At 49.7% G+C, this 19,590-nt stretch carries 13 protein-coding genes; 2 read left to right on the top strand and 11 right to left on the bottom strand.

The window, feature by feature from the left end:
• Positions 1 to 40 precede the first annotated feature (40 nt).
• From AC4G47_RS25335 to AC4G47_RS25370, 8 genes are all read right to left on the bottom strand, one after another.
• Positions 41 to 2,011 (bottom strand): IucA/IucC family protein, encoded by a 1,971-nt coding sequence (locus AC4G47_RS25335; protein ID WP_491103340.1) that lies wholly within the window; start codon positions 2,009 to 2,011, stop codon positions 41 to 43.
• The gene (locus AC4G47_RS25340; protein WP_491103341.1) at positions 1,971 to 3,386 is read right to left on the bottom strand and encodes a type III PLP-dependent enzyme; all 1,416 of its coding nucleotides are present in this window, start codon (positions 3,384 to 3,386) and stop codon (positions 1,971 to 1,973) included. Before AC4G47_RS25340 ends, AC4G47_RS25335 begins: the two co-directional genes overlap by 41 nt.
• Complete coding sequence (locus tag AC4G47_RS25345) at positions 3,383 to 4,159, bottom strand: HpcH/HpaI aldolase family protein (RefSeq protein WP_491103342.1); 777 nt, start codon at positions 4,157 to 4,159, stop codon at positions 3,383 to 3,385. The genes AC4G47_RS25340 and AC4G47_RS25345 overlap by 4 nt, the downstream gene beginning before the upstream one ends.
• Positions 4,156 to 6,036, bottom strand: a complete 1,881-nt coding sequence (locus AC4G47_RS25350) for an IucA/IucC family protein (protein WP_491103343.1) — start codon at positions 6,034 to 6,036, stop codon at positions 4,156 to 4,158. The genes AC4G47_RS25345 and AC4G47_RS25350 overlap by 4 nt, the downstream gene beginning before the upstream one ends.
• Positions 6,011 to 7,798, bottom strand: coding sequence for an IucA/IucC family protein (locus tag AC4G47_RS25355; RefSeq protein ID WP_491106793.1), 1,788 nt, complete (start codon positions 7,796 to 7,798; stop codon positions 6,011 to 6,013). Before AC4G47_RS25355 ends, AC4G47_RS25350 begins: the two co-directional genes overlap by 26 nt.
• Complete coding sequence (locus AC4G47_RS25360; RefSeq protein ID WP_491103345.1) at positions 7,776 to 9,209, bottom strand: MFS transporter; 1,434 nt, start codon at positions 9,207 to 9,209, stop codon at positions 7,776 to 7,778. The genes AC4G47_RS25355 and AC4G47_RS25360 overlap by 23 nt, the downstream gene beginning before the upstream one ends.
• A complete protein-coding gene (locus tag AC4G47_RS25365; RefSeq protein WP_491103346.1) occupies positions 9,203 to 10,558 on the bottom strand; it encodes a diaminobutyrate--2-oxoglutarate transaminase in 1,356 nt (451 codons plus the stop codon). Before AC4G47_RS25365 ends, AC4G47_RS25360 begins: the two co-directional genes overlap by 7 nt.
• A gap of 68 nt (positions 10,559 to 10,626) precedes the next feature.
• A complete protein-coding gene (locus AC4G47_RS25370; protein ID WP_458125410.1) occupies positions 10,627 to 11,652 on the bottom strand; it encodes an ATP-grasp domain-containing protein in 1,026 nt (341 codons plus the stop codon).
• An 800-nt stretch (positions 11,653 to 12,452) separates the two neighbouring features.
• Between AC4G47_RS25370 and AC4G47_RS25375 the strand changes: the two genes are divergently transcribed.
• Both AC4G47_RS25375 and AC4G47_RS25380 read left to right on the top strand, forming a co-directional pair.
• Complete coding sequence (locus AC4G47_RS25375; RefSeq protein ID WP_491103348.1) at positions 12,453 to 13,031, top strand: hypothetical protein; 579 nt, start codon at positions 12,453 to 12,455, stop codon at positions 13,029 to 13,031.
• A 265-nt stretch (positions 13,032 to 13,296) separates the two neighbouring features.
• Positions 13,297 to 15,069 carry an alpha-glycosidase gene (locus AC4G47_RS25380; protein ID WP_491103349.1) on the top strand — a complete coding sequence of 591 codons (1,773 nt, stop codon included), beginning with the start codon at positions 13,297 to 13,299 and terminating at the stop codon, positions 15,067 to 15,069.
• Between the two features lie 83 nt (positions 15,070 to 15,152).
• Here the strand turns inward: AC4G47_RS25380 and AC4G47_RS25385 are convergent, their stop codons facing one another.
• Genes AC4G47_RS25385 through AC4G47_RS25395 form a run of 3 tightly spaced genes read right to left on the bottom strand, consistent with a single transcriptional unit; the run spans position 15,153 to position 19,377 of the window.
• Entirely contained in the window at positions 15,153 to 16,589 is a 1,437-nt protein-coding gene (locus tag AC4G47_RS25385; protein WP_491103350.1) for an ANL family adenylate-forming protein, read from the bottom strand.
• Entirely contained in the window at positions 16,583 to 18,001 is a 1,419-nt protein-coding gene (locus tag AC4G47_RS25390) for a cysteine peptidase family C39 domain-containing protein (RefSeq protein ID WP_491103351.1), read from the bottom strand. Before AC4G47_RS25390 ends, AC4G47_RS25385 begins: the two co-directional genes overlap by 7 nt.
• The gene (locus AC4G47_RS25395) at positions 17,998 to 19,377 is read right to left on the bottom strand and encodes an alpha/beta hydrolase (RefSeq protein WP_491103353.1); all 1,380 of its coding nucleotides are present in this window, start codon (positions 19,375 to 19,377) and stop codon (positions 17,998 to 18,000) included. The genes AC4G47_RS25390 and AC4G47_RS25395 overlap by 4 nt, the downstream gene beginning before the upstream one ends.
• Positions 19,378 to 19,590: the final 213 nt, after the last annotated feature.

The following is a 19,590-nucleotide window of genomic DNA, read 5'->3' on the forward strand; positions in this document are numbered from 1 at the left end:
CTTCTTCTCTCTACACTTCTACACCAATCATACCCAACCTCTATCCCTTGTAAAAAGGGTTCCACCCTATGCCTTTGCCCGATGGCATCGCGCCAGGCACCCCATCCGCTTCAAGCAGCGGACGGACAACTAACTTCACGGGCCACTCCTTGCTCTCAAATATCGCATGAGCAAGCGTGGCCCGATCGGATTCGGGAAGCTGCACATGTTGCAGCGCTTCCTTCCAAGCCTGCTCCGTGATCTCCCATAACTTCGTTTCCGGGATGTGATACACTTCGCTCAGTGCCTCCATGATCGCAGCCAGATTCACCTGCGTCCCCAAAGACTGCACATAGAAGATCAGCTTCTGAACCGTCTCATTATACAGGCTGTTCGAGTAGCCCGGACGAATATGATAGGCAGGGTCGGCAATGCCATGCTTGTCTAAATAAGGCTGATGTAAACGCACGGAATCATGATCGCGGAGCAAAAGACCCTTTACCTGATTATCTCGTAACACCAAACAGCAGTTCTGACCATGAATCTCAGGTACAACGCCCACCTTGAACAGACGCATCACGATATCATAGAACGTAGTAGCTATACTATTGTAGAAATGGAGCACGTCCTCACTACTCAGATCATTCCCCAGAATTTCCGTTAATAGATGATGCCCTTCCAGGTTCACACCCAGTGCGGCCATCGGGATCACTTTATATGCTTCATCCAATAGCTCTGGGGGATACACACGAATCTGTGCAGCCAGATGGCGTGGATGATCATCGAACAGTCCCATGGATTCTGGCATGAAGCCCCACCAGTTCTGCTCTTCACACATATACACCTTGTCCTTCAACGTCTCGTCACAAGCCACAGCCTGTCGTAGCATCCGTTCTCCAGCAAGACCATTCAGCAGCTTCACTACCGGAAGATAACGAGCAGCACCCAGTGACAGCACGCTAACCGGAAGCTTGAGCATTCGAGTGGACTCGTTTGACGGAGCCATCGAGCGCAGAGAGGATGTTGCCTGTACGTCTCCCACTTCCACATCCAATACAATAATGCTGTCTTCTTCGATCTCTCCAGTGAAGCGAGGCAGAATCACATGCTGCAGTTGCCACGGATGAACAGGCATCGGCAGATATTCGTCCAACGTGATCCCTTTGCGGGCAAACTCGGCTTCCAACACTCCGCGCTGAACATCGTCTAACACGTCCAAAATGGATAATCCATCTTCGCAACCTTGCTGTACGGCATCCAGTCGTATAGCCACCCAGCGTAGCGAAATCGCCTTCCCGAATTCCGCTGCATACTGTGTGACATCTTCTGCGTTGAACCCCACCTTGGCTTTGGACGATGGGTGAAATGGACGATCCCGCAATGCCGCAACGCGCTCACCTTTGATAAACCACTCATAAGCAGACGCCGGGACGTTGGTGGAAAGATACTGGACTTGTTCCCAGCCCAAAGCATACTGATCCACAGCAATGTCCAGACTAGCCAGGAACTCCGCCACTCCGCGCTGCGCATAGGCCTCATCCGACAAAGCCTTCTGTAACACGGCACGTCCAACCTCTCCCGGAGAATCAAGGAGAACCCAGCTTCCATCTGGTTTCTCCTCATAGATCGGTGAACCCTGAACCCACTGAATTGCCTGTCTAATTCCTGTTTCAACCAGACACAGCACGCCTTGCGTATGCAATCTAAAATGAGAAGTTACATCCTGATCATGCTGGCTTCCCTTTTTCTCACTTGTATTGCCGGAATCATTCGTTTCGGACAGCTCGTCCACCCTGAAGACAGACTCGTTCCCATCATCTAAAGTTGCTAAAGCTGTTCTTCCCTTGTCTTTCCTGCCTTCGCTGTCATATTCCTTGTACAATCGACGGAATGGTGCAGGTGCCGAGGCAAAATCAATGAACGGATAATCCTCCAGTGGAAGCAATTGCTCCCCCAAGAAAGCATTCATCAGATCCGCCATAATCCGGCGTTCAGCGGCTTGCAGACTGGAACGCTTCATCAGTGTTGACATGATTATTGTCCTCCGTTAGATAATGGAATGCCGGGTGCGGATGCCCCAGAAAATCATGATGCGAGATGGTCCAGCAATAAGCTCCAGACTTTTCAAACAAAACAATGTCTCCCACGCGTAGCAGCGCTACTTCCGCATCGGAATGCATGCGGTCCTTGGGTGTGCATAGCTCACCTACCACATGAACTCGTCCATCCCTTACCTCAGGTCGAGCAAACGAGTGTTTCCATCGATCCGTCGCCATAATCTGAAACGGATGGTTATGCCCCCATGAAGCAGCCAGCCGATTGTGATGCGTACCTCCTCTTAACACGGCAAAATGCTGACCATGAGAAGTTTTGATATCTGTAACCTCTGCTGCGTAATATCCGTGGTCTGCCACCAGCAGTCGACCCGATTCAAAATACAGCTGACCCCCGCGTGAAACAAGGCGCTGTCTGGCTTCACTATGCTCCAGCAGAGAAGTGAATAATGGCCAGTCGAATCCGGGGCTACCGTCGTAAGTCACGCCGAATCCGCCTCCTGCATTCACTACTTCCACAGGTAGATCATACTTGTACTGCCACTGCTCCACCTTTTGCAAATACAGCTCAATCATCTCGGCATGCAGCCTGGCGTCCATATTGTTGGACAAGGAGTGAAAATGGAACCCGCTTAACCGAACCACACCCGCGCCTTCCACACGAATGAGTTCAATGGCTTCTTCCACTGTCTCTTCATCGATGCCAAAAGGACTTGGTCCACCGCCCATAACGATCTTCGTCCGAGGCAACGTACTGCTCCGCAGATTGATTCGGAGCAGTATGCGCACTTCCTGCGCTTGCTTCAGTTGTTGCTTGTGTTCCGGATCATGTTCTTGATTCTGGCCTTGCATCAGTTCCTCGCCATACTCTTGCGCACATCTCTGCTCCGGTTTCTGCTCCCACTCTTGCTTCCGCCTACTCCCATGCATCTGCACCTGCCCATGCTCTTGTTCCTTCTCTCGCTCTTTCGCAATCGCAATGATGCGCCGCAGCTCCAGCAGACTCTCCACATGGATGTAGCTCACGCCATGCTCCATCGCCAGCCGCAATTCGCTCTCCTTTTTACCCGGACCTCCAAACAGAATCGGAACCTCTCGACTTACATCTCTAACCTTCAGCAGCTCTCCAATTGACGCCACTTCAAAGCCCTTCACGAATGGAAGCAACGCCTCAATGATCCGCGGATCTGGATTCGCCTTGATGGCGTAGAACAATTGTGTGTTCCGGGGCATGCTGTCCAGCATCTGACGTACCTGTCCCTGAATGCCAGCCAGATCATAGACATACGCACATACCGGGTCTTCCATCCCGCGTTGCAGTTCATCAATCGCATGCCATATATTAGGTTTCATATCTGCCCACCCGCATTCCTGTAGTCATTCCGTTTTTGGGCGTACGCCCGAAACGCCGTATTCCGATCATCACCAAGCACGTATATATGTACTCCCCGCTCAGCCCAGAGCGACATATCTTCCACACCTCTGGTGACCGTTGCGTAAGGTACTCCACACTGCTGTGCCGTTCCATACAATTCATCCAGCGCATGTCTCACATCCGTGTGCTCTGTCTGCCATGGCACGCCGAGGGATTGCGACAGATCCGCCGCTCCTTCCAATACAAAACTCACCTGAGGGTGAGACAGAATCTGTGCACTTTGCCGAACGCCCTCCACACTTTCGATCATGGGTACAACCATCACCTGTTCGTTCGCTTCCCCAATGTATCCCGTGAGCGGATATTTCCCGAATACACCGGGACGACCGCTATTCAAGCTCCGCATGCCAACCGGATGATAGTAGGCGTGGCGAACCGCTTCCTCCACCTGCTCCAAGTGCTCAACATGCGGAATGACGATACCCTGCGCACCACAGTCCAGCACCTTCAGGATCTCCGCTCGCTCCACCTTCGAGATGCGTACCAACGGGGTCAGGCCGACCAGTTCAGCAGCACGAACCAACTCTTCCACCGATTCCATCGATGTTGCGGCATGTTCCAGATCAATAATGACAAAGTCATATTCCGCATGTCCGATCATCTCAATGATCACCGGGTGTGGTATGGACACAAAAAGACCGTAGACTGGCTGTTTGCGTGCAATTTTTTCCTTCAGCGTGTTGATTCTCATTCGACGATTTCCTTTAATTCGGGCGTTCCATTTGATTGTAGTGCATCCTTCGATACCTTGAGCGGATTGCTCGCTTTGCGGAAATATAACTCCCCATCCCCATACAGACGGCGCTTCGTCATCTCTTCAATCAGTGCATCTTCGGCAAAAAGGTCAAATGCAGCGAATCGCTCCTCGTACTCCGGGTTCTCTCGCTGATAATCCACAATCACACCTGCGCACAGCTGCCAGAACGCTTCTTCGGACAACCCAAACTTCTGAAAGGCCAATGCAATATCTGTCATGCAGATAAAAAAGAATGCATCATACGTATAGTCACGAACTTCCGACACATCTCCGGCATAGATGAAGGAATACCGATTGAACTTGCGATGAGTTTCCGGTTCTGGGTTCAGCTTCGGTGCTCTTTCCGGGTACAATAGTTGATCGGGCACATAGCGAACACCATCATGAAGATCCTTGATAATAATTCGTTTGGGCAGGTCATCTTCCAGCACCAAAATGATATTCTGGGCATGAGATTCCAGCGCAATCCCGTGCGCATAGAGCAAATGAATAATCGGTAGCGTAACCGTGCGGACAAGGGCCTCGCTCCACTTTTTCACACCATGTCGTTCTACAGCATCCTGGATAAACGGAACACCATCCGGTTGTATCAACATCAGCGCATTCAGCGGCCATGCCGTCTCGCCTTCCTTCAGATGAACCGATACATTCTCCCGCCAGATCGCACCAAGTGTGCCGTAGGCCCGTCCATATTGGGTTGCAGGCAACTGCTCATACCGGAATGACAGTCCCATGATTTCTTTCAAAATGGCAAACTGCGTCAGCTGCAACAGCTCATCTTCACGAATGAGTTCTTCCAGCCAGTCGCTGATTAGCGGTGCGTTCTGGGTCGTATGCTGTGCCAGAATACGTGTGCTCGACGTGTTGGTGATGCTAAGGGCCAGCTTGATGTAAGGGGCTTCCGAGTTCACCCGGTTCGACAGCGAACGGATCGACTGCTGTGCACGATAGGGCGAAGACGATGGACCGAGATACACGATGTCTCCATCCATGCGCTGACGGGCAAATACCGATTCCAACTGGTGCTCCCACTGCCATGGATGAACTGGAATGAACACATATCGATCATCCGCGTCAGAACCTATTTCCCCATCAACCTTGCTGCCTTTGCTGCCAACGCTAGAGCCTATTAAGCTATCTTGTTGCAGGATCTGATGAAATCGCTGTACGTCCTCCGCGGTAAGATGCTGCCCTACCAATTCTTCAGAGCTATACCCCGCGGATACAGCGGTCTGAGCCAAATCTTTTTTCACAGCAACCCAGACTAATGCAACCTCCGTGTTAAACTCAGGGCCATAAGCCAGGTTGTCTTTCATGGAAAATCCCAACCTCGACTTATAGCTCGGGTGGTACAGATGACCGTCGGTCATGTGACTTTCGAGCGCATCATAATGACGATCTTCACTCGGAATGTTCAAGGGCAATATAGCCCGGCATTGACTGTCCTTGGCCATCGTTTCGAGTAGTTCCTGGATAAAAGCCGTCACATTCGCACCCTTCAATGAGTTCAGCACGATTTCCTCCAAAAACAGATCCAGATCGGTGCAGGCACTGCCATCCCTTTGAATCGAACCCTTCTTCACCTTCACCCGGCCAAATGAAAACTTCCGCTCGGCTTCACACGTGTACGCCACAGGTTTTCCTGACGATGTAAGTCCCTCGGTTCGCCATTCGCTCCCACTTACATGACTGTCCAGAATGCCTTCGAACCACATCGCCTCCAGCGTCTGCCGCATGATCCGTTCCTGTACACCCACGTAGACTGCTTCTGTCCTGCCGCCTGCTTCAGCCCTGTATCCCACGACTCCCACGTACTTCACTCCCTATTCGTTTCATTACATTGCTCACCGGCACGTAGGCCGGGGTCTGGCTGATCCCTTTTAGACAACTCACCAAATTTTGTTTGGCCAGAAATGCATCCGTCGTCAGCAGATGTCGCACATAATCATTGCCCGTTCGTTCCAGTTCATCCACAAGTACCTCACGTACCTGCTTCCAGAAATACTCCTCGGATACGTTCACATCTCGTGCCATTGCATGAATCAGTGATCCTAGATGGTTGACGATAAAATAGTAAGATGTCCGCGCCCAGGCTTTCTCTCGCGAATAAAACAGTAAATCGGACACGACGCGATCTTTCTCACGGATAAGTTCCTCATCCACACTGACCCCTTCCAGATCGCGAACGGTAAAAGCGACAGGCATGCCATCCTTTAAGGTCACAAGGGTATTCTGCAGATGAGCTTCAAAATGAATGCCTTTCTCACCCGCCACCCGTACAATCGGCAGCAAAGAACATGCCAGATAACGATCCAGCCAGCGCTCCGCTATATCACGTCCACCACCCAGCATTGTCATCAGTCGCGATCGCATCCCAGGAAGCGGTGCTTCAACCAGACTGGATAAGACATACGTATTCTCGACATCAAACTCAATGGGCCGATAAGCTATCGTAAACAGACTGGTTAACTCTTCATCATCAAAGGCACATGTCGCTACGCCTGTCTCATACGCAATATGCGTGTTCGGTTCAGCACCGAAACAGTCATGCTGCCTGACGTATCTGGAGGCATCCAGTGTTCTGCGCATCTGCTCTGAGCTATTGGTACGAATCATGTTGGTGATCTGCATATTCAGTGACAGCTTGATATTGCAGTTCCATTCGGGAACATAAACCGTACGAACCGAAGAGGTTGGATAGACGGTAGGCCCCGCACTACCAAGCAGAATTAATTTTTCATCTCGAAGATAAGACTGTACCTCGGTCAACTGTGATATGTACGCGTATTGCCAAGGATGGACGGGCAGCAGCCCATACATTCCACTCTTTTCTTGTAAAATAGGCACCACATGGCTCCGCAGGAGATCATGCAAATCCATTGCCGCCTCGTCATCCACCCATTCCTGCACGTAGACATCCTGCCTCACGGCGATATAACAGAGTTGAAACGATGTCCGCAACTCCGGACTGTACTGCTGTACATCCTGCTCGCTGAAACCTTTGGAGTTCTTCGGAAACGGATGGAACGGATGACCATACAACAGTGACTGTTCAGATGTGCGATAATCGTGGATGTCGAGACCGGCTGCTTGTTCGATATACAACGTAAGGTTACGCACACTGTTATCTACCTTTTGTGCAAAATCTCTGGCATACGCCGCCTCTACGCGATTCGTATTCTCATCAACTGGATGTACATTCTCCAACTCAAGTGAACTCTTCATCTCCATTGCACGCTTCATCATTCCATGTTGATCCGAGCGAGCATCTTGTTCCCCATTCCCGCTTAGCTCACATGTGATCCAGCGAACCAGTTCGCGATAATGCACCGCTTCTCCGCCAGATTCCATGCTGAGGTATTCATGCTCCCCCATGGCCGAATAGTAGGATAGCTGCCCTGTCACCGTCACCCCGCTGGCTTGAAAAGCAACAGCGTACGTCTGCGCAGTCGGATTGATCCGAATATCGCTTTTCTTCTCTAGCGCAAGCTCACGGATGTAACAGTTCAGCAGCAGCTTGCACGAATGTTCATGAGCCTGCTGCTCAGCTTCAGACCGGAGCTTGTTTTCCATCTCGAACAATGATGCCAACCTTCTTTCGGGTTATAAGTAAGACTAAGGGAAGTGTAAGCAGTATGGCGCAGCCAAGGCCGATACAGATCTCTTTGAGTGCTCCCCATTTTGCCATCTCCATGGACGTTCCTGCCCCGGCAAGCCATTGCCAGCGCATATCGTAATACAAGGTCATGCCCATCACCGCAAATGAAGAAGCCAGCCGCTCAATTGTGGTCGATAACACCGAGCCTTCATGCATGTCTTCCTCCGGTAAAGCCTGCAAACCAATAGCAGAGATACTCATGCCTGATAAGCCAACGCCAATTCCCCGGCAAGCCATAAGCATACCAATGATCCAGATCGATGCTCCCATGGGTAGAACCGCAAACGACAAAATGGATATCGACACCAGCAACGTGCCCCATGCAATAAAATGTATGGACCGACCTCGGTCCAGCAAGCTGCCGCCAATCCACATGAACAGACTTGTGCAGATGGATAAGGGAATGAACAGCGCACCGGACATGGCTGGTGACAAGTGAAAGACATCCTGGAACAACAACGGCAATGCAAAGATCACGCCAAACATCACACAATCCTGAATCGTCGAGATCAGCACGGTCAGTGGAAATACAGCATTACGCCGCAGCAACTGGTACCGAATCAGCGGTTCCTTCCGACCGTTCTCTGTCTGGACAAAACGAATGAGTAATACCACACCCAGTGCAATCAGCATCCAAGGTACCCATAACACCACGACAGGACTCGCGTACAACTGTAACCCCAGACTAAGAGCACCCACAGCACTGATCAGCATCATCACACTGGATGGATGCCATTTTTTCCTGCGGGCAGGGATATAGGTCTGAATGACTCGACCGCACCCGATGAACGAGAACACAGCCAGTGGCACATTGAGCCAGAACAACATTTCAAGCCGTCCGTACTGAATGATGAATCCACCCAGCGTAGGCCCGGCAGCCGGAGCCAGCATAAGCAGCAAGCCCCAGGCTCCAGTAATTCGCCCTCGCACCTCCGGTCCGTATACATCAAACAGCAGCACAAGTGATAACGGAATCATCAGCCCGGCGGCAACGCCATGCATGAAACGAACCAGCAAGAGTACTTCGATGGAGTGATAAAACAACGCACCTGCCACCGAGAACAGTCCATAGATACTGATGCCCAGCATGTATGTCTGCTTACGTCCCAGTCGGTCCACGATCAGGGAAGCCAGCGGCATCGTTAACGTCATGGCGAGCATGTACAGCGCGATGATCCATCCTCCTGCTGTCGTAGAGATCTGATAGTACTCCACAAAATAAGGTAGCAGCAGGTTAAATGCACTGTTGGTCAGCACCAGCGAAAAGGCACCGAGCAGAATCGCGAATAATACCGCATGCCTCTTCATCAGGGACAGTTTCAGCATGCCGCCGTTGCCAAGGCAATGGCTTCAGCCACCGATTTCTCAAAGATCGCAAGGATCGCGCTCGATTCCTGCTCTGTAATATTCAAGGGCGGCAGAAAACGAACAACAGCTGAATGACGCCCACCCAGTTCTACAATCAATCCATTCTTAAAGCATTCACGTTGAATAGACTCGGCCAGCACTCCGTTTGGTAGATAATGTCCCAGACGATCCTTGCGTCCTGTTGGATCAACCACCTCAACGCCAATCATCAGTCCTCTGCCTCGTACGTCACCAATCTCTGCATATCGCTCTTTCAATGCATTCAGTTGATTCATGAATTGCTCGCTGCGCAGATGCACGTTGTGCAGAACATCCTGCTCCCGGATATACCGAATTGTCGCAAGTCCCGCTGCCATGGCAAGCTGATTGCCACGGAACGTGCCTGTGTGCGCTCCGGGCTGCCATTGATCCAGCTCTTCTTGGTAGATGACGACAGACATGGGCAGACTTCCACCAACCGCTTTGGAGCAGATGATCACATCGGGTATGATTTCGGCATGTTCAAATGAAAACATTCGCCCTGTCCGTCCGATACCCGTCTGCACTTCGTCAATAATGAGCGGAATGCTTCGCTCTGATGTGATTCGGCGTAACTCCTTGAGCCATTCGATATCCGCCGGAATCGCTCCACCTTCTCCCTGCACCGTCTCCACAATGACCCCGCACGGTGCCGCAATACCGCTCTCGCAATCATCGAGCAAGTTCTCGATATACTGTGCACTTAACCGGGCCGTCATGCCTTCACCAACACCAAATGGGCAGCGGTACTCGTAAGGAAACGGCAGGAAATGTACATCGGGCAGCAGGCTTTGCAGATGTTGTTTCTTGCTCAGGTTGCCACTCATCGACATCGTCGCTTGGGTTGAACCGTGATAACCGCCTTGAAAGGCAAGAATGGATTTGCCACCTGTAGCATGTTTGACCAGCTTAATGGCAGCTTCTACCGCATCGGCCCCGGTTGGACCACAGAACTGAATCTTGGCTTTATCTCGCATCTCTTCCGGAAGAATAGAGAATAGTTCTTGCATATATGAAAGCTTCAGCGGTGTTGCCAAATCCAGTGTATGTAGCGGAATCTGCTGATCCAGGACATCGCGAATGGCGTTGATCACCGTGTCATGGTTATGTCCCAGCGCCAATGTTCCTGCACCAGCCAGGCAGTCGTAGAATACGCGGCCTTCCGTATCGGTAATCTTCACCCCATGCGCCTTGCTAATGACTAGCGGGAAATGTCTGGGGTACGATCTTGCATTGGATTCCTTCTCATTTTGCAGCTTCAGATATTCCGTCTGTACCTCTACTGACATAGCCCTCTAACGCTCCTTATAATCGATTCAGGCTGAACCAGCTGCCTGTGACTCTTGTTATGCATCTTTTAGCCGTTGTTATACGTCTTATATTCGAGTTGCTCCTGACACAGGTATTCCAGGTATAACCGAACCACATCACGTGTTGTTCCACCATGGGGAAAGACGTGGTGGGTCAGATCTGGCAAAGCGTTGACTTCCAGAATGCCCCCCTGTTCACCCGAGATGGGAGTTCGGATATCACGACAACGAACATCGATGCCTGCTACATCAATCTGAAGCGTTTTGGCCGCTTGAATGATCATTCGCGTATTCTCGGGATGAATGAATTCGGTACAATCCCTGTAGAACTCACTGATTTTTCCGGCGGCTGAATTACGGAGATCATATAGCTCGATTTCTTTTCCGGCGGCAGGTACCTCATCCATTGTTGTCCCTTGTGCACGCAATACCTCCAGCAGACATTCAGCTTCTGCATTAACCTCGGGAAATGCTTCATACTCGCCAATGGACGTCATCTCAATTCGATCCTGATTCAACTGTTTGATCAACGCCCGAACGGTTGAAGTCCCGTCACCCTCGACATAGACAGGCCGATACTCATTCACAGCTGCCACTTCACCGTTGATGATCAGCACTCTGTAATCAATTCCGGTCACATATTGCTGCAACATAATGCTGCTGCCATGGACACTTGCAAGACGAATGGCTGCCTCCAGTTCAGCTTGGGTTCGAACATCCAGTGTCACGCCCAAGCTGCTGCTCGCATCCAGCGGTTTCACCACAATGGAGCCGTATCTATTCAGAAAAGCTGCTGCATCGCTCCCCATCTCCGGGATCACGATAAATGATGGTACAGGCATCCCCTGCTCATGCAGCAACATATTGCATGCCTGCTTGTTCTTCGCGAGCAGTCCAGCGATTAACGGTAGACGATGAGATCTGGTTTTGTTAATGATGATCTGCTTGTCCCCTACAGACAGCTTCAGGAAATCTTCGCATCCTTCGACAAGGGGCTCACAAGTGATGCCCATTTCCGTTGCTTTTCTTATAATGAGTCGGTTTTGCAGATTATGAATCCCTTTCGGAAACACTGAAAATCCTCCTCGATCGAATGAAAGTATTCGCTCCTATATAAGTTGAAAAACTGCTTTTACACGAAACCACTGCGCGGTCAGAACCATCTTCCGATCGCTGTTATCACCAGATTTTTTGAATCCCTTATACAAAGGGGAATTCCGGTGATAAAGGCGAAGCTTATGCTTACGATGCAGCTTTCTTGCAGAAAGCTTGTAGCTCCGCTTCTTCAGATCTGTTCTGCCCCCTCCGTTAACGTGTGAAATTTGAATTAAACTTATATTGCTCATACTCTCATCAATTTTTTGTAATTTTATATTGATAATGATTATCAATATCATACAAATTCTATTTTATGGCAATTCGAGATAGGTTGTCAATAATAAACTTTTAAGGAATAATGGTGCACCTACTCCGGCGGTGAATACCCGTGAGGGAACGTCAAGCGGTAGAAAGGCCGTGCGGGCAATATTGTGGAGCGATCAGGCCTCAGCCAGATATACACCTTGTTGAACCCTGTAACTTCTGAAAACAACATTACATAAAGACATATTAGCTAAACACATATAATATTCATGAATACAATCCATTTTCCAGAAACCATATATGTAAATTTTTTTCTACAACTTAACATGCAAATTTCTCTTCTTACTTCTAGCTTCATCTAATACATGTCTTTTTTGCTGGTGAATCATTATTCAGTAACATGCATCTAATCAAGATACCTACTGTAAAACAATTCCTGTAATTTCTTGTCGTACTATGTTAGATTATCCATTGGAATAAAATCACATCTATAGATAGGGGAAATTGTAACGTGAAAAAGTCTTGGGTTTTATCATTTATTATGAGTTTTGTCTTGCTTGGCGGGGTATTCGCACCTGTAGGGTCCTATGCCGCCGCTGCAGATGATTCAACCACTACATATTCGGAAGACGAATACTATGAAGTTGACACGACAGAAGAAGAACCGGAACTTACAGCAGAGGAAGCAGAATTCCTGGACTATCTGGATGCATTGACTACTCCTGCCGTTTACGAGAAGAAAGCATTGGATGCAGTAGGTGGCAGTACGTACATTACATCTTCCAATCGCAAATCCTTCTATCTGAAACTGAACAATACAGCCATCCCTAACTACACCAAGTATGTTTCCATGCTGAAACAGATCAAACCGGAGAACGCTGAACTGAAAAAAATCCATGCCAAACTGATCAAAGGAAGCTATGCTCAGCTTGAAGGATATCAATTGTTCAAAAAGTCTGTTGCCAAAACAAAAGTAAACAGCAAGCTCCTTAAACAAGGTAATGACAAGATTGCAACGGGGATCAAAAGCATTCAACAATATCATGCCGAAATCAGAGCCTATGGCGAAAAACTGGGCTACCAAATGTAAAACAGCCACACATGTGTAGCGTTAGAATGCACTATTCTGGCGTTCACCGTGTGGAATGGAATCATCGCTTTATCCTTTTTAAATAATTTTGAAATTTAAGGAAAAAAAGTGTTTTCTTTTGCTGAGTTAGTTCGTATAATAGCACTATAATCAAAAGGCTATGCTGCCGAAAGGTACAACCTCGTGAACAATTGAGGTTGTGCCTTTTTTTGCGTTTAATGGCCACATTTATCTGAATTTCATCATCTAATGAGGAGTGATTCACATGATTCTTGAAGCCGTTTACCATCGCCCAAAACTCAATTGGTCTTATGCTTATGACCGCTCGACCATGCACCTCCGACTTCGGTCCAAACGTGGGGACCTGGATGCGGTGATTGCCATTACCGGAGACAAATATGCCTGGGATCGGACGATCACGCACATCCCCATGCATATCTTTGCTCAAGATGAAATGTTCGATTATTGGGAAGCCGAGACCTCACCTCCCTATCGCAGATTACGGTATGGATTCCAATTGATTCAGGGAGAGGAATCAGTCTGGATGACGGAGCGCGGATTCGAGCAGGCGCTGCCTGATCATCCACTCGAATTCTTTGATTTTCCATTTATGAACCCAGTCGACATTTTTGAACCGCCTGCCTGGGTTAAGGACGCTGTGTTTTATCAGATTTTCCCTGAACGTTATGCCAATGGCGATCCATCCATCAGTCCAAACCATGCAGAACCCTGGGGAGGGGAACCCACACCAGTGAACTTCTTTGGTGGAGATCTGCAAGGTGTGCTGGATCATCTGGATCATATAAGCAAGCTTGGCATCAATGCCATCTACTTCTGTCCGCTGTTCGAGGCCACTACGAATCACAAATACAATACAGGCGATTACATGAAGGTTGATCCCCACTTTGGAACCAATGAACAGTTCAAGTCCTTTGTAGAGGCCTGTCATCAGCGCGGTATACGCGTCGTTCTGGATGCGGTGTTCAATCATTCCGGCAGAGAGTTCCCTCCTTTTGTCGATGTCATGAAGAATGGAGCCTCTTCCCCCTACGCAGACTGGTTCTATATCAAAGACTGGCCGCCGCGTGTCGAGGATGGCATTCCAACGTACGATACCTTTGCCTTTGAACCGCTTATGCCGAAGCTAAATACGGAACACCCTGAAGTGAAGGCATATCTGCTGGAGGTAGGACGTTTCTGGATTGAGGAGATGGACATTGACGGATGGAGGCTCGATGTGGCCAACGAGGTGGATCATCAATTCTGGCGCGAATTCCGTCAGACGGTAAAAGCCATCAAGCCCGACGCCTACCTGCTTGGTGAGATCTGGCATGATTCGCTCATGTGGCTTCAGGGAGACCAGTTCGATGCCGTGATGAATTATCCGTTTACCAATTCGGTATTGGACTATACGGTGCATGGCAAGCTCGATGGACTTGGCTTCGCGAATGAGATCGGCAAACTTCTCGCAGCTTATTCACAGCCTGTCACGGAAGCCGCCTTCAATCTGCTCGGAAGTCATGATACACCCAGACTGCTGACCTTGTGTGATGGAGATGAGCGCAAGATGAAGCTTGCGGTTACGTTGCTACTTACGTACCCAGGCGTGCCATGTATCTATTATGGAGACGAAGTGGGACTTGATGGGGGATATGATCCGGGTTGTCGCAAGTGTATGGAGTGGGATGAGGCCAAGCAGAACCGTGAGCTTCTGGAATTCTTCACCCGTACCATTGCCCTTCGTAAAGAGCACCCTGCTCTACGCAGCACGGAACTGAAGATCGTATATGCGAAAGCCGGAGATCCCTGTCTTGCCATCGAACGATTGGATTCGATTTCAGGTGAGCGTATGCTTCTTGTGCTTAATGCTGGTGATGAACCGTGTACCCTTGAACTCCCCTTGGGAGATCGTAACATCTGGCGAAATCTGTTCACATCCAACGCCGTGCAAGCTCGGCAAAATAAACTAACACTCGATCTGGAAGCATACGGATTCTCCTTACTGCAAATGGAGATCAAACAACCTGCGAAAGCCTGATATGAATACGGCTAACAAGGGAATATAACTCTAATAGGCTGTCCCTGGTCATATTGATGACCAGGGACAGCCTATTTGGAGTCCTAAAAGTATGGATGCGGTTCTCTACTCTCCGCCTGATATTGAGTGGTGGCCGCGACCTCTTCCCCAGACGAGGCGATAGGCACCGGAATCATCGGTTTTCGTATTTTCTTCATTCTCGAACTTACGAGCACCTCTTGCGTAATCACGATTTTCTGCGGAATTTTGTATGAAGGCAGCTTGTCCCGACAATATGCCCAGATAGACCGCCGCAGATCTGTAAGAGTACACTCTGTAGCCAGTCGTACGGTCACCTTCACCCTCTGACCAGTGATACCGCTCTGTTCTCCCGAAACTACGGCTGCTTCTATACATTCCATCTGTTCCAGAACACCCTCAACTTCGGCAGGATACACTTTCCGTCCGCCTATATTAATGATCTCGGAACGACGTCCCAGAATGCGAATGTACCCCTGCTCCAACACAGCTTCATCGCCTGTTCGCAGCCACCCGTCCTCGGTAAAGGGGGATGGTGCATTCAGATATCCGATCATCGCGGTTTCTGTATAGATCTGCAATTCTCCTTCCACGACCCGGCACTTGACCCCTTCATCTTGAATGGAGAATAGCAATGAGCCTGGCTCTTTGGAGCGGGTTGGCAGAATGCCAAGTTCAGACATGCCATAGGCTTGGATCGTCCGTAGTTGTGGAAACTTCCGGTTCCAGGCTGTCAGAACAGCTTCTGGCATCACTTCCGATCCGTACGACACCACTTCGAGACTGGACAGATCGTACCCCTCATCATTTCTGCCCAACAATAACAGATTCATGAATGTTGGGGAGACTGGCAGGGCCTGCACACGAAATTTCTCAATCGTCCGGCACACTTCTTCAGGTGATCGATCCGCAATGATACACAGACAACCCCCACTGGACAGGGTCTGTAGCATTGTATTCACACCGCCGATATGATCAAACATCATGAATGGAATCGTTCGCAAGGGCCGAACCTGTCGCCGAAAACCCTGTAATAGCCGGTCTGCACGATGAACAGTCGCCTTGCTTACTCCGGTTGATCCAGATGAAAAGAGTACCAGTCCCCCAACGCCTTCCTGTTCAAGTGACGATAACAACAAAGGAACCTCTCCAGAGTAGTCACATGTTTGCCGAATGCACAACTTGCCTTCTTCAACACCCAAACGCCTCTCCACTTGTGCCAGCAGGATATATTCCTGTCGTTTGACTTCAACCAGATGCCGATCCATCGGAAGCACGATACAACCTTGTCCGAGCAAAGCAATCAATGCTGCCGCTGCATAAGGGGAATAGTCTTCCTCCAGCGTGACGAGTTGCCCTGTCAGCCCTTCTGCCGTAATCCACGCACTCATGATGCCAACCTGTTCCAGCAGCCACCGATAGCTGTACTCCTGATCCTTCCAGATCAGCGCAGGATGCTCTCCCTGTTCTGCGAATCGCTCAAGCAAGAATTGGTTCACCATTCTGCATCCTCCTCACGGGCAGGTGACCATTGCTGTGCGAGATAATCAACCAGGGAACCTACGGTCTGATAGGGGCTTTCCGGCAAAGAGGCAGCTGCCATCTCCGCCAGAGCGGCTCCCATACCCGTACCCCATCGATCTTCGATTCCCTGCTCTACCACTGCAAGCAATGACACGAGTTCCAGCGAATCCAGTTGCCCACTTCGTCCGTACAGCGGAGCGTTACCACCCTCACCCAGTGGAATCGATGTATTATGGTATGCATTCAACTCCTGGCAACTATCCAACACGATACGGAGCAGAGCCTCCCTGTGTTCTTGTCCAATCATCGGCACGGTCTGACGTTGGAAGCAATCTGCTTGAGGTATGGACTGTCGAAGTGACTCATACCATTGCCATTCATCGGTAACCAACATTTTAATTACACCTGTTAGCTGTACTTTCCACTGCTCACGCTGCTTCATCCGACTGACCTGAAGCCTATTGTATGCCTTCTCCCACCGGACGATAATTTCGCTAAATTCTCTCGCATATTGATCAAGTGGAGAACCTAGCCATAAGACTGACTCCTGAAGCAAATCCCGCAGAAAATACCGGCTCCATCGCATATCAAACAGCAGACCGGATATCAGCATTTCATTGGCCTGCTTCCCTTCATCCTCCGCATACAATGCATCTATCAGTTGCAGAGACACCGCATGTCCAAAATAATAATTGCGCTCTCCTTGTGTAATCGTCCTGCCTGTCAGAAATTCTTCAATCTGTGTTGTCAGCGCCTGGGTCAACATATGGCGATAACCCGCAGAGTCCAGTTTCACAGTCGCCCGAATGTCCATGGTGCCATACGTTCGAAGTTCTTCTTTGCGCTTGGCTTGCGCAAGCTCGGGTATGCTTTGGTTACCTTTCCAGAAGTCATGAAAGGCTGCTTGAGCAACCTTCCCCATATACTTGGAGGGAACGGGATCATAGACATGAACATACTCATCTTCCATACCATACACGGCAATCCAATGGTCTACCAGATGCAGTCGGGAGCCTTGCTTCACGTGTTTGCGAATGTACTCGGGATTCTGATAATCCTCACAATAAGGCAGATGATAACTGGTTCCTGTAGCCAAAAAAAGCTCACCCTCGCTGATATGCTGCCGGATCAGCGTCTTCCCCTCCTCGAAGCTTCCCAGCTCGCGCTGACCATACATCTCCCAGATCGGTTCTACATAATCCAGCTTGTGAAAATAAGGCTTCACCAGTCCGTTATCCCCGCATGAAGGAAGGCTATACAACCGACTTGCCGCCAGCAGCGCAAGACTTGTGATGGATCCTTGACGATGGAGCACTTCATGAATCAGAGGAAAATTGCAGGGATAATAATAGGGAATGTCCAGCACCGGAGCGAATGAGTGAATGATCATTTTTTGCCTCCTGTTCCCATTTTGGCAGACGTACTGCCCCATGACTGGATTTGGTAATGCACAGACATATCCTCTGTTGCTCGAAATACCCGATTGGCAATAGGCTTGCCGTCCATATTAGTCTCAAAACGCCGGAAACCACGTGTAAACCGGAAGGAGAACCCACTATCGCGCGGGACTTGGTAACAACCTTCATATCGACCTTTACCGGAACGAACCAGCTTCATGCCCATGCCACCATATATCGTTTCCTCCGAATCTTCGTCGGGAGCTACCTCTGCACGAATGCAGACCTCTACGTGCGTAGACAATTCAGGAATGACCGTATAGATGCGTGTAGTAGACAGTTCCCCCACAGTCAGAGTGATGGATGCACTCCCAATACCGATAGGAATTAGCTCTCCACTCGCACGAACCTGAAGTACATCCGGAGCACTCGATGAATAGTTCCCTTGCAACAGACTCTGGACGAATCCGCTTTCGTAGTGCATTCGTCCATTGATGCAGACATTCATTCCACCCCGTAGCCCGATGACATCCCTGCCAAGCAGTTCGAGTGAAGATGGCTTACCCACGTGACCGAACATGTACAGTAACGGAAGGTGAACGCGTGCTCCCCAGTCGCCTTCCTGGTGACAAGCATCCGGCTGTTCCAGAAATGCCAACTCCTCACCCGAGCTGACTCCCCGTTCAAGCAGTTGATGAGCTACCCTTCTGACCTGGGAGGGCAGAAACAAACCTTCCGTATCTCCAATATCCATCCACATTCGAACGACGGGCAACTCCTCTGGCAAGCGGTACATGTCTTCTTCCAACAGTCCGCTTTCCGATGATTCGTCCAATTGCACATCCACATAGAATGGCGACATCATGATCAATTTTCCGAAAACATCCGGATTTCGCATCCCCATGTGCAATGTACAAAGTGCCGCGGCAGATGAACCCATCAGCCCGGTATTCGACTTGTCCGGCAGTGTACGGTAACGATGATCAATGAGCGGCTTGAGCTCATGAATGATGAAATGCTCATAGGCGATGCCTGAGCACCCCACACTCACGGCCTCTCTCTCAGGAGCAATGAAGTGGTAGAATTCGTTGTGCGTGACTGGACGGACATGTGCAATACCGACAATAATCAGTGATTCAATCTGCCCGGAGGCAATCAGACCGTCCGCTGCCTGATCCATATTCCACGTTTCATTGCCTGATCCAGATGGGCCAAACGCCCGTTGCCCTGCATGTATGTACAGCACAGGATACTGCCGGTCTGTCTGCCCATGATAACCGGGCGGGAGATACACATAAATATTGCGGATATTGCCGAGCTGCGAGGCCTGAACGCCTTCCAAACATTCGATAACAGAATGGGTACTCAACTGATCATCAACCGCCTTTCTTCTCCCGATTCGACTGCATCATAGACAAATAACCCCGCCTCAGAAGAGACGGGGTTGTCCCAGAACACGTGAATGTCCCTGGAATACATAGCCCTTATATTGTGAATCTGCGAATAGTTTAAATCCCCGGACATGCTTTTGTAAACATAAAAATAGAAAATAAATGCTCTCAAAAAAGTTATTGACATAAGA

It is taken from the genome of Paenibacillus sp. Negev47, from assembly GCF_058313655.1.